General features: G+C 42.6%; 11 protein-coding genes. 7 read left to right on the forward strand and 4 right to left on the reverse strand.

Annotation, left to right across the window (positions count from 1 at the left end; translation table 11 throughout):
* Window positions 1–47 precede the first annotated feature (47 nt).
* The 3 genes from H140_RS14480 to H140_RS0110475 form a co-directional block, all read right to left on the reverse strand.
* Window positions 48–1,280 (reverse strand): low temperature requirement protein A, encoded by a 1,233-nt coding sequence (locus H140_RS14480; RefSeq protein ID WP_019673608.1) that lies wholly within the window; start codon window positions 1,278–1,280, stop codon window positions 48–50.
* A 304-nt stretch (window positions 1,281–1,584) separates the two neighbouring features.
* A complete protein-coding gene (locus H140_RS0110470; protein WP_019673609.1) occupies window positions 1,585–2,157 on the reverse strand; it encodes a YceI family protein in 573 nt (190 codons plus the stop codon).
* A 206-nt stretch (window positions 2,158–2,363) separates the two neighbouring features.
* Complete coding sequence (locus H140_RS0110475) at window positions 2,364–2,822, reverse strand: Mpo1 family 2-hydroxy fatty acid dioxygenase (RefSeq protein ID WP_019673610.1); 459 nt, start codon at window positions 2,820–2,822, stop codon at window positions 2,364–2,366.
* A gap of 450 nt (window positions 2,823–3,272) precedes the next feature.
* Between H140_RS0110475 and htpX the strand changes: the two genes are divergently transcribed.
* Entirely contained in the window at window positions 3,273–4,169 is an 897-nt protein-coding gene (gene htpX / locus H140_RS0110480; RefSeq protein WP_019673611.1) for a protease HtpX, read from the forward strand.
* A 143-nt stretch (window positions 4,170–4,312) separates the two neighbouring features.
* On the opposite strand, the gene nadR is transcribed toward htpX, so the two are convergent.
* Window positions 4,313–5,371 (reverse strand): multifunctional transcriptional regulator/nicotinamide-nucleotide adenylyltransferase/ribosylnicotinamide kinase NadR, encoded by a 1,059-nt coding sequence (gene nadR / locus H140_RS0110485; RefSeq protein ID WP_227672937.1) that lies wholly within the window; start codon window positions 5,369–5,371, stop codon window positions 4,313–4,315.
* Window positions 5,372–5,805: 434 nt separating this feature from the next.
* Here nadR and H140_RS0110490 point away from each other — a divergent pair, with 434 nt between their 5' ends.
* The 6 genes from H140_RS0110490 to H140_RS14490 all read left to right on the forward strand — a co-directional run.
* Window positions 5,806–6,021, forward strand: coding sequence for a PspC domain-containing protein (locus H140_RS0110490; protein WP_026349023.1), 216 nt, complete (start codon window positions 5,806–5,808; stop codon window positions 6,019–6,021).
* A gap of 438 nt (window positions 6,022–6,459) precedes the next feature.
* Window positions 6,460–7,422, forward strand: a complete 963-nt coding sequence (gene glyQ, locus H140_RS14485; RefSeq protein WP_019673614.1) for a glycine--tRNA ligase subunit alpha — start codon at window positions 6,460–6,462, stop codon at window positions 7,420–7,422.
* A 190-nt stretch (window positions 7,423–7,612) separates the two neighbouring features.
* Entirely contained in the window at window positions 7,613–9,706 is a 2,094-nt protein-coding gene (gene glyS, locus H140_RS0110500) for a glycine--tRNA ligase subunit beta (RefSeq protein WP_019673615.1), read from the forward strand.
* 103 nt (window positions 9,707–9,809) lie between these two features.
* Entirely contained in the window at window positions 9,810–10,097 is a 288-nt protein-coding gene (locus tag H140_RS15925; protein ID WP_156819159.1) for a hypothetical protein, read from the forward strand.
* Window positions 10,098–10,396: 299 nt separating this feature from the next.
* Window positions 10,397–11,662 carry an AI-2E family transporter gene (locus H140_RS0110505; RefSeq protein ID WP_019673616.1) on the forward strand — a complete coding sequence of 422 codons (1,266 nt, stop codon included), beginning with the start codon at window positions 10,397–10,399 and terminating at the stop codon, window positions 11,660–11,662.
* 181 nt (window positions 11,663–11,843) lie between these two features.
* On the forward strand, window positions 11,844–12,169 hold a 326-nt coding region (locus H140_RS14490), incomplete at its 3' end, for a MerR family DNA-binding transcriptional regulator (RefSeq protein WP_033427009.1).

The following is a 12,169-nucleotide window of genomic DNA, read 5'->3' on the forward strand; positions in this document are numbered from 1 at the left end:
GTTGTTGAGAGGCTGTTGTTGTTTAAGTTGTTGAGAGGCTGTTTAAGCTATTGAGGCTTCTCAAACTGAGGATGTGCCTCATAAAACTGATTGTCATCCCGAGCAAACAGAACAATCATAATCACTGGTGCTAGGATACTAAGCCACAGAGCATAAGTGAGTGGCAGATTAAATAACACCACTGCCAGATAGCATACGACCATTACCACCAACGCAAGAGCAAAGGCGAGTACATTTGAGCGAGAGTGTTTACACATAAAAGCTCGTAGCAAGGTCAAAGCCAGTAAAAAAGCAGCCAGTTGTGGCATAATGGTCGCCATCACAAAAGACTCAGTAACTTGATGAGTTGCGGCAGGGTTACTTGCTGAGGTATGCAGGTCTGCCACCAACTTTAAAGCACTACTTAACCCTGCAATAGAAGTAAACACAAAAAAGTGTCCGTAACCAAAGACAAGTAAGTCACGCTTGTGTCGATGGGCGCTTAGCATATGGGCAAAAGGAATACTAAAATACAGCCACCATATCGAAAATAATAAGGCGACCAATCCAAATGCTGAAATGATGATTGATGCAGCATTGTAAGAAGCGCTGACCACAAAAGATAGGATGATGCCACTAATCCCAGCAATACCCTCACCCAATACAATAATGGTTAATAAGCCATAACGCTCAGCGATATGCCCAGGATGCCAGTTGTGAAACTGCTTAGAACGTGCCCACAACGGCATAAACAGCTCTAAGAATATAAATAAAAATAACGCTGGTGTCTGTAAGTTCTGAGGCAAAAATAGCCAGATTATCCACATACTTTGTAGAATAAATAAGCCAAAAATACTACGCCACGCCACCTGTCTGTGACTTGGAATATCGCGATAGACACGCCACCATTGGCTGCAACTGGCGAGACGCATAATGGCATAACCAAGTACGCCAATCCAGATAAGCCCTTGTTCAAAGAATTGATGAATGTTAACTGCGATTAAGAGAGAGCCAAACATCTGAAACATGACTGACAGACGATAAGGCACATCATCAGGGTCGTATCCTGATCCAAACCACGTAAAGCTAGTCCATGCATTCCATAAGATAAAAAAAGCGATGGTAAAGGTCGCAAATGCAGAATAGTCATGTACGATTAGACTCTGATAAAAGCCTTCTGCAGCAGCCGAAACGGCAATAACATAAACTAGGTCAAATAGTAGCTCAAGCGTACTTGAGACTCGATTTGGCTCATGAGTATCTCTGGCAAAAATAGGAGAGGTGGTGGGAAATAGGCGCATAAGGCGTGTTCCGATACATAAGATAAAAAAAGGACCACTATTAACAGTGGTCCTTCGCTTAAATTAAATTCGCATAAATTAAAATAGGCAGATCCTAGGGCTTGTCTTTAATTCGTGCAATAACACTTAAATGGGCTAAAAACAGTTAAATCTTGTCACATACCATCAAATAACGGGTTAATATAAACGGATTAATATAATTGTATTATCTACGTTATTCTTCTAACCTGACTGCAATTTATCTTATTTTTATCACCACTTTTAAAATGAAGGCACGTCCTAGTTTTTAAATCATGTATATGACTTACTTTTTACCTGCTTCGATCTGAATTTTAAGCTTAATGTCTTTCATCATACCGCCATCAGTCAAGGTGTCGATACCCCACTTAGTTCTATCAATAGTAGTTTCAAAGTCACCACCGCATACTTGCGTTTTTAGCATAGGGTTATCATAACAGTTGAATTTAGTCGCTGTTAACGTGACAGGGTGAGTTTGATCTAGAAGGGTTAAGTTACCAGTAACTGCGGCGACTTTATCACCATTAAACTGCCAGTTAGTGGACTGGAAATAAGCAGTTGGGTATTGCTCAACGTTAAAGAAGTCAGCAGACTTTAAGTGGTTATCAAATGCTTTAATACCAGTGCTCAAGCTACCCATTGGAATAGTGATGCCAACAAAGCCTTTTTGAGCTTCAGGCTCATACTCAACGACACCAGATAAGTTGTAGAAGCCACCCGCGTTAGTTGAGGTGCCAAAGTGGTCAACTGAAAAGCGGACGTGTGCGTGATGTGGATCAATTTCATAAGTCGCAGCGCTAGCAACAACACTCAAGCCAGTAAGTAGAGCAACAGTAAGCGTATTTTTTAATAATTTCATAATAAGATTTCCTCAAAAATTAGACTAAAATAAAGTTAAATTCACAACTAAGTGAAGGAGTAGTAAGTTAAGTAAAACTTACAATTTTTGAAATAATTTATATTATTCTAACAAAAAAAACTCTAATTTGGGTATCAAATACGCAACAAACGTTATATTTGGTTGTTATTGCGTTACTAATTAAGTTGTTGTTGTTAAGCCAGTTATTAAGCTGGTTGCTCAGCAGGTTTAATCTTACGGCCCATTAATGTATTGGCAACCCAAGCTGGACCGATTAACAAGAACTGTAAGTCTTCAAAAAACGAGGGCTTTTTGCCTTCAATTTTATGACCAATGAATTGTCCAATCCAAGCAATGACAAACACCGCTGCCCAAGCTTTAAAGCCAAGGGGAAGTACGCTAATGGCGGCCATGCTAATGAGCATAAAGATGCCCATGGCGATAAATAAGGGCGTTGACAAACGCAGGTAGAATATGGCGACCAGCATGGTGGCAACAATGGTAATCCATGCGGCCATCGACATACCCATCCCTAGGATGCTGACAAAAATGGTGGGGACACACAGCCAGTGGATTTTTTTATTAATCGGGTTTTGGTGGCTAACGGCGTATTCTGCGAGCCATTGATCTAAGCTACGCTTGTTAGAGCGTTTACGTGAGGCCATTCTAATATCCTTATTAGTTCGGTTGTTGAGGGTGGACTGTTAAATATGGTTAACAGTTAAATTAGTAGTAGCGCTGAGTTAACAAAGTTAAATAGTTAATAAGTAAAAAAGTTAAATAGTTAATAAGTAAATAGTTAAATAAGATAGTTAAATAAGTATAGCGCTTGACCTTTAGTGTAACCTATTAACGTCTTGATGCAAATGGCAATTTATAGGCGATGAGTCTGTATTATTACAATATGCATTATTAATGTAAATATTGGTCAAAATCGGCTGAAAAGCCCATATAAAAGGGTATAAAAGATGTGGGCAGACTTCGATTCGCATTGATTATTTGTCATAATAGCCCCATTTAATAAGACTATGCTTTTTAATATATGATTTTTCATTTTAAGTGGAATATTTAATCATTAATTATTGTTTTACATTTGGGATAAAGGAAATTTGCGTATGATGCGTATTGGCCTATTTTTATTAACCAACTTGGCGGTGCTGGTGGTATTTAGTATCGTCTTTGGTATTTTGTCGAAGGTGTTCGGCCTAGGTGCGGTGCATGGTGCTGGCGGGATTAATATGACCAGCCTTGCCGTCATGTGTGCGGTGTACGGTATGCTTGGCTCGGTTGTGTCTTTGTTTTTGTCAAAATGGATGGCAAAGAGATCGACAGGTACAGTGGTCATTGAGCAACCTAGAAATGCCACTGAGAAATGGCTGGTCGACACCGTTGCCAAACAAGCCAAAGCGGTGAATATCGGTATGCCAGAAGTGGGTATCTTTGACAACGCCCAGCCAAATGCGTTTGCAACTGGCTGGAACAAAAACAGTGCGCTGGTTGCGGTGTCTTCAGGCTTGCTACATACCATGACTCCAGAGGAAGTCGAGGCGGTATTGGCGCATGAGATCGGTCACGTGGCTAATGGCGATATGGTAACGCTTGCCTTAATTCAGGGAGTGGTTAACGCCTTTGTGATGTTCTTTGCTCGCTTAATCGGTAACTTTGTCGATACAGTGGTGTTTAAAAATGAAGACGGTCCAGGCATTGCTTATTTTGTGACCAGTATTGTGATGGATATTTTACTTGGCTTCTTGGCGTCAGCGATTGTGATGTGGTTCTCACGTCAGCGTGAATTTCGTGCCGATGCGATGGGTGCTAAGCTGGCTGGTCGTGATAAAATGATTGGTGCGCTCAATGCGTTACGTCCTGCAGAGGCCCGTCCAGATCAAATGCCTGAGAGTATGAAGGCGTTTGCGATCTCATCAGGTCAGTCACAGGGCTTTAGTGTGGCCAATTTGTTCCGCTCACACCCGACCTTAGATGATCGTATTGAGGCGTTAAAAAGATCATAAACGGCTAAATTAGTGCGATTCTAATTGCTCTAAAATTATAATAGCTTTAAAAGCAGCTGCGCCATAGAAAATACCGCTTGTCTAACAAGCGGTATTTTTTGTTTTTAAGCTTTAGTTTTATTAGGCTGATGTCCTTATTTATTCTATTCTGCAAAAATATGCTGATCAATATAGACAATCGCCTCTTGATAGCGCTGGAAATAATCTGGGCTATTGATGTGATGCGTCGTAATATTATGACGCTCAAATATTTCAGTCAACTTGTCCTCAAAGCGATCTCTGGCTTCTGGTGAGCCTAGTGAGCGCATGCCGTCATCGATCCAAGGCGTGTTGTTGGCCAAAAATAAGGTGTGATCAAAGCGAAACTCATCAATACAAGCCGCTACGAATGGATGAGTGCGCCCTTCGTATTCTTCACAAAATGCCTGAGTGGTGACAAAGTCCGTATCGACAATGGTTACTGGCGATTTGGCTTGATTCATCGCTTCACGCACCGCTTGTGCATGATCTAAAGCAATAGCAGCATAGTCACTGTATTGTAGCCCTTCTTCGGTGCCGCCCAGATGCGAGTCTACATACAGTCTGCCCATCTCTAGCGCCAAGTCTGTGCCGTAATAGTTGGCGATCTTGTGTGCCAAAATCGTCTTGCCAGAGCTTTCGCCACCGACAATGGCCACCGTACGGGTATAGCTGCTACGTGCTTCAGGGTGAATGATGTCCCAGTTGGCGATAGGATTGTAATGAATGGCAATACTGTCAAACTCACGGTGTAATGGGGTGGTTTCAACCTCGATATTCAATGCAGAGGTCACAGCTTCTTTAGACAGCGGATGACCTTCAGTGACCAGCAAAGTAGCCTCATCGACAATCTGCAATGTATTCTTAATATAATCAAGTTTTGCGTTATAACTGTCAATATTAATGGTGATGTTTTCGATGCTGTCATGTACAGGGAACGAAAAATCATCACAAATATGGATTTTGATGAAGGGCAAATCTCGACACGCCATTTGTAACCAACGTGCTTTGTCCTGCAAGGTGACTGGGAATTTAGGGTTGGGATTAGGATGACGGGTGATGACGATATGTAACACATCCACCAAGGATGAGGCGTGCAAAATACTGCGGATATGGCCCAAATGTAGCGGTTCAAAATGGCCAATGATTAGCCCTGATTTTTGCATAATAAGATCCTTATTGATAACAAATGACGAAGATAAAAGATGTCGGCTTAGGGGTTATGGAGTTTTCGTTAAGCTAGATAAAAAAGTAATATTAAAACAATAGGTTATAAAATGTTAGCAAATCTGGGTACTGCTAAATTTGTGCAATACTTGTCAGTCATAATGTTACAAAGTTAGTGTAAAGTCCCAACAGCATTATTTAAATAATCGACTATAATAATAAGTGTTTAACAACGATATCTACTACTACAACTATAATAACTATAAAACTATAATAACTATAAAACAGCAACGACAATAATAACAATAAACCTCGCTTAATGGTCTTAGTTTAATGTGCTTAAGTTTAACGAGCTTAAGTTTAATGAGATTAGTTTAACTGAAAACGGACTTTATAAGCAGTCCTATAACAACAGCGCACAACAACACAACAAGGAGAGGAGATGACACACATGGCAAAGTTACAAAAACTACATCGCTCACGTAACCACCGCATGATTGCAGGGGTAATGGGTGGCGTGGCTGAGTATCTTGGATGGTCGCCGAATTTAACCCGTCTTTTATTTGTGATTATTTCTTCAGCCAGTGCTGCGGTGCCGGGCATCTTAATCTATCTTGTGTTATGGCTAATTATGCCAAATGCAACCGCAGAGTCGTACCAGTCTTAGCGTACATATATTCTTGTTTTTGATTTTAAGCTGAACCTGCTTTAAGCAGGCCCTGATTTTAACAACACCACAAATAAATAGATAATAATAATAAGTGTAGATTGACGTCAGGTTGTAGTGATATTAGCAGCTGATCACTAACAAACCGTTTTCCTCCTGCCTAGATGGGTTGCCATCTAGGTATTTTTTTTGTCTAAATTTGCATCTATTGGGTCTGTTATATAGATAAAATAGTCAATTTTTAGTAAGGTGAGTGTATTAAAGGCGCATTGACGCTGATTGGGTAAAAATATGACAAAAAATAGGCGTGTTTTAGCGCCTATATCTGTTTATTTTGCCCCTTTTATTTTATTATTTAGCTTAAATTTATCTTGATATATACGGATGCTAACAGTAGATCCTTATTCACTCTTATTTACACCAAAATATGGCGATATTATGACATTTCAAGAGCTTATTTTAACACTACAAACCTATTGGGCTGAAAAAGGCTGTGTGGTATTACAGCCTTATGATATGGAGGTTGGTGCTGGGACGTTTCATACGGCAACATTTTTACGCTCGCTAGGGCCTGAGATTTGGAACGCAGCTTATGTACAGCCGTCACGCCGTCCTACCGATGGACGTTATGGTGATAACCCTAACCGTTTGCAGCACTATTATCAGTTCCAAGTGGTGATGAAGCCCAATCCGCCGAATATTCAAGAGCTGTATTTGGGTTCACTAGAAGCCATTGGTATCGATACTTTGACTCATGATGTGCGCTTTGTTGAAGACAACTGGGAGTCACCAACGCTTGGCGCTTGGGGTCTGGGTTGGGAAGTGTGGCTCAACGGCATGGAAGTGACTCAGTTTACTTACTTCCAGCAAGTGGGCGGTCTAGAATGCTTCCCTGTCACTGGTGAGATTACTTATGGTCTTGAGCGCTTGGCGATGTATATTCAGGGCGTGGACAGTGTCTATGACCTAGTGTGGACCGATGGTGAGTTTGGTAAAGTCACCTATGGTGACGTGTTCCATCAAAATGAAGTGGAGCAGTCGACCTATAACTTTGAGTACGCTGATGTGCCGAAGATGTTTGATATGTTTGACTTTTATGAAGAGCAAGCAGACAAGTTGGTCGCAGCAGACTTACCACTACCTGCCTATGAAATGGTGCTAAAAGCGTCACACACTTTCAACTTATTAGATGCCCGTGGTGCCATCTCGGTCACTGAGCGTCAACGCTTTATATTAAGAGTACGTACTTTGGCGCGCAAAGTGGCTCAGGGCTATGTACAAGCACGTGCGAAGCTGGGTTTCCCATTGGCAGATGAGGCGCACAAAGAGGCTGCGTTGAAGAAGTATTTGCCAAAAGATGAGTCAAACGCAAAAGCGGACGTTAAAGCGAAAGACGAATAAATGCAAACAAATAGAGGCAAATAGAGACAAATGAAGACAAGACACGTCGACAGCAAAATAGCAAAAATACAGACAACTCTATATTTGTATCTCTCTATATTTGTCTAAAAAAGATAGTTTGTCTAAGAAAGATAGTTTGTATAAAAAGACAGCCACAAAAATATAACCTCTTATAAAAGCAGAGATCTTAATGAGTACAATTTTATTTGAATTAGGTAGTGAAGAGCTACCACCAAAGAGCCTAAAGCCCTTACGTGACTCGCTGCAAGCCAGCGTAGAAAGCCAGTTAAAAGATGCCAATATCAGCTATGATAGCCTAAAAGCCTTTGCGGCACCGCGTCGTTTAGCCATTCAAATTGAAGGTATCAGCGAAAAGCAACCTGACCGTACTGAACAAAGGCGTGGTCCTGCGGTCAAAGCTGCCTATGATGCTGATGGCAATCCAACCCGTGCTGCCGAAGGCTTTGCCAAAGGCTTAGGCGTTGACGTCAGTGAGCTAATGACCATCGAAACAGACAAAGGTGATTATATTGGTTATGAGCTGACCGTGCATGGTCAGGCGACCACTGAGCTGTTACCTAATATCTTCCAAACCGCCTTGGATAATTTGCCGATTGCCAAACGTATGCGCTCAGGTGCCAGCCGTGAAGAGTTCGTACGCCCAGTGAAATGGTTGGTGTTGATGCAAGACGACCAAGTGATTGAGGCAAGCGTGCAAGGTCTGCAAGCGGGCAACCAAACTCTAGGTCATCGTTATCACTCACCAGATGCGTTGACGATTGCTCATGCCAAAGACTATGAAAGCGTATTAGAGAACGCCAAGGTGATTGCTGACTTTGATCACCGTCAACAGCTGATCGCTGAGCGTGTCAAAGTATTGGCTGATGAGGTTAATGCTAAAGCCATCGTACCGCAAGATTTATTAGATGAAGTGACCGCTTTGGTTGACTTACCAGTTGCACTGCGCGCGACATTTGAAGAGCGTTTCTTACAAGTGCCGCAAGAGGCGCTGATCAGCACCATGCAGGCAGACCAAAAATACTTCTGCTTGACTGATAAAGATGGCAAGCTTCAGCCTTACTTTATCTTTATCAGTAATATTGAATCAAAAGATCCAAGCCAAGTGGTCAGTGGTAACGAAAAAGTAGTACGTCCACGTTTGGCTGATGCCGAATTCTTCTTCTTGCAAGACCAAAAGCAGCCATTAATTGAGATGGCAGAAAGCCTAAAAAATCGAGTGTTCCAAGACAAGCTGGGTACTATTTGGGAGAAGTCTGAGCGTGTGGCGAAGCTAGCAGGCTTTATTGCGGCGTTATTTAAAGAAGAAAATATCGCTGGTTATGCTGACATCGATGTTGAACAAGCCACGCGTGCTGCTATGCTATCTAAAGCAGACTTAACCAGTACCTTGGTGGGTGAGTTTCCAGAGCTACAAGGGATTGCCGGTACTTATTATGCCCGCTTAAATGGTGAGCCTGAGGCGATTGCTGCGGCGATAGAAGAGCAGTATTTGCCAAAATTTAGCGGTGATGCGTTGCCACAAACAGCGGTGGGTATCTGCTTGGCTTTGGCAGATCGTATCGACACCTTGGTGGGTATCTTTGGGATTGATCAAGCCCCGACTGGCTCAAAAGATCCATTTAGCCTACGTCGCTCTGCTATTGGTGTATTGCGTATCTTAATTGAAAAGCAGTTGCCGATTAATTTGGTGAGCTTGATTGAGCAGGCCATATATAACTATCAAGGCAAGTTGCCTCATGCCGGCGAAACCTTAACTCAAGTGAATGATTTTGTTAACTCTCGCTACCGTGCCATGTACACCGAGCAAGGTATTAGTGTCGATAGTATTCAGGCAGTGTTGGCGATTCATCCGCATATGCCATTGGACTTTGACCAGCGCATTCATGCGGTCAGTGAGTTCCGTGGCTTGCCACAAGCGGCGACTTTGGCTGAGATTAACAAGCGGGTGGCTAATATCTTGGCAAAATCAGAAGGCGAAGCGTCTGAGTCAGTGGATGAGTCATTGCTGACAGAAGAGGCAGAAAAGACCTTATATCAAGCCTTGAGCGCAGCTAAAACCGAAGTGGCGCCCATGCAAGCACAGGCCAAATATAACGATATTTTGCAGTCATTAGCGACACTAGAGGCACCGTTAACTGGATTCTTTGATCATGTGATGGTCAATAGTGATGATCCAGCGTTGAAGGCGAACCGTTTGACCTTGTTAAAGCAGGTGCGTGAGCTGTTCTTGACGGTGGCGGATGTGGGTGAGTTGCAGATTTAGTCAAAGCGTCCTTAAAGGGGATTTTCTAAAGCGGGTATCCTGTTGGGTGTCGTTCCTCCATGCCAGCTTACAGGCTTTATCCCACAAGGGTTTTCGGTCTTTTATGTTTGCACGATTTGTAGGTTGGTCTCGAGGTGCGAGACCCAACATTTTGACGGAAGAAACGTGCTTTATTTGTGCCTTGAATATGGCCTTGGGATGCGGTTTAGCCCCGATTGAAGTGAATATCCTTGGTGAGGCACAGGGTTACAGGCGCTTGGGCAGAGGCGGTATCGCTGAGTCAGGAACGCATCTAGCCTTAGCGCCTGTCCCTGTGCAAGCCAAGATAGTAGCGAAAAGCGGGATAAGCTGTTTATACTGTGCTTGTCGATGCTGTCGCTTACTTGATTGAGGGTTTAGGGCGTGTCTCTATTTGCAAAATACATGAGTTATGGACTAAAAATGGCTATATTTTCGCCAAACTGTGTCTAGTTTCTAGTTAATATATGCATATTATCTTCGAAATTATCCGTGTTTGACAAAAATCCATCTCATTTTTAGTCTCACAATCCAATTAGAGACAAGCCCTAGTAAGTAATGATTACAAGTTACCCTTAGTCCTTTTTAAAAGGTTGTCGCATAATATAGTTGCCTTGCTTTTGTCAGGTCTTAAAAGTCTAATTTAATTTTCTTATTTGGGTATGCGCTGTTATGATTGAAAACTGGACACGAGAGCTGGTGACACAGCGTGTGTTGACAGCAACCTTATTGGTTATCCTGTCTATTCTGTGCTTTAAGGTGGTGCAGTTCTTTATTGTGCCTGCGATTTGGGCGGCGATTTTGGCTTATGTCACTTTCCCTATCTATCGTTTTTTCCATCATAAAGTGAAGCTAAGCCCGAATATTAGTGCCAGTATTATGACGGTGTGCATTTCGCTGTTGCTAGGTGTGCCTGTGGTGTTAGGCTTGTTTGTTCTGCAACAAGAGGCGGTGAATTTGTATAGTACTTTGTTATATCGTATCAAGGTGGGCTATGTTGATTTGCCAGAGGAAATTAAAGAGTTGCCGGTGATTGGGCAACAAATTAAAGACTTGTTGTGGCAAATTAATAAGGATCCTGAGGCGTCATTGAGTGCGTTTAGGACGTGGTTACAGTCGCATTTGTACTATGGCAAGATGGCGCTGGATGTGGTACTAAGCTCGTTGGCGAAGCTGGGTATGGCGCTGATGACGATTTTTTTCTTTTACCGTGATGGTATTAGTTTGATGAAGCAGATTCGTCAGGCGTTGCGTAATATTATTGGCAACCGTATTGATGATTATATAGATTCGGTTGGGTCAACGACGCAGGCGGTGGTATATGGTATTGGTCTGACTGCGGTGGCGCAAGCGGTTCTGGCTGGAGTAGGTTACTTCTTTGCGGGTGCACCAAGCCCGATTTTGCTGACGATTATGACCTTTGTGGTTGCGTTAATCCCGTTTGGCACACCGTTTGCGTGGATGGGCGTAGCGCTGTGGCTGTTTACCAAGGGTCATGTGACTGAGGCAATTGGGTTGACTTTGTGGGGGATGTTGGTGATTAGTTGGGTGGATAATTTGATTCGCCCAATTGTGATTTCTGGGGCGACCAAGATTCCGTTTATTATTATCTTTATCGGGGTGCTGGGCGGGTTGACTGCCTTTGGGTTTGTGGGGCTGTTTATTGGTCCTGTGGTGCTGGCCATTGGACTTGCGGTATGGCGTGAGTGGATTAATCAGCACCGTAATATTATCTTTGCTCCTTGTTATACACAGCTGGATGAGCATCAGTGGAAGCCTGCTGATAGACCGATGGCGTTGGAGATTTCACCAGATGTGGTGACTTTTAGTAAGTATCCGTTTGCTGATGCGCCGATTGAGGGCATTACCCCTGAGCCATTAAACTCAGAAGGGTCGAGCAAAAAAGATAAAGATCGAGAGAAGAAAGATAAAGATTAAAATAAATCTTAATTTAAATACTGTGGCTTGTGTGAGGTTTGTCTCCCTTCCTTTTTTAAAAGGAAGGGTCGGGGATGGATTTTCAGCCAAGTATTTCTAAAATCCCCCTAAATCCCCCTTTGAGAAAGGGGCTACAAACAGTAACATAAATTCTATCTAAATCTATTTATAATTACTTACTATGAATAGATTATTAAGCATAAAACAAGCAGCTGACCGATTAGGCGTTTCTGTCTCAACTCTACGGAGATGGGATGAGACAGGTGTGCTTGTCGCCCAAAGAACACCAAAAGGCCATCGCAGATACGACTTATCTAAAATAAACCCAAACCTGACTCACAATAAGGTGGAACAACAACGCAAAACCATAGCTTATGCTCGTGTATCAAGTCATGACCAAAAGCCAGACTTGCAGCGTCAAATTGAGATGCTTGAGCTGTACTGTTCTACTCAAGGCTGGTCATTCGAGGTTATAAGCGATTTAGGCAGTGGTATGAACTATCATAA

The organism is Psychrobacter lutiphocae DSM 21542, from assembly GCF_000382145.1.
GTDB lineage: Bacteria > Pseudomonadota > Gammaproteobacteria > Pseudomonadales > Moraxellaceae > Psychrobacter > Psychrobacter lutiphocae.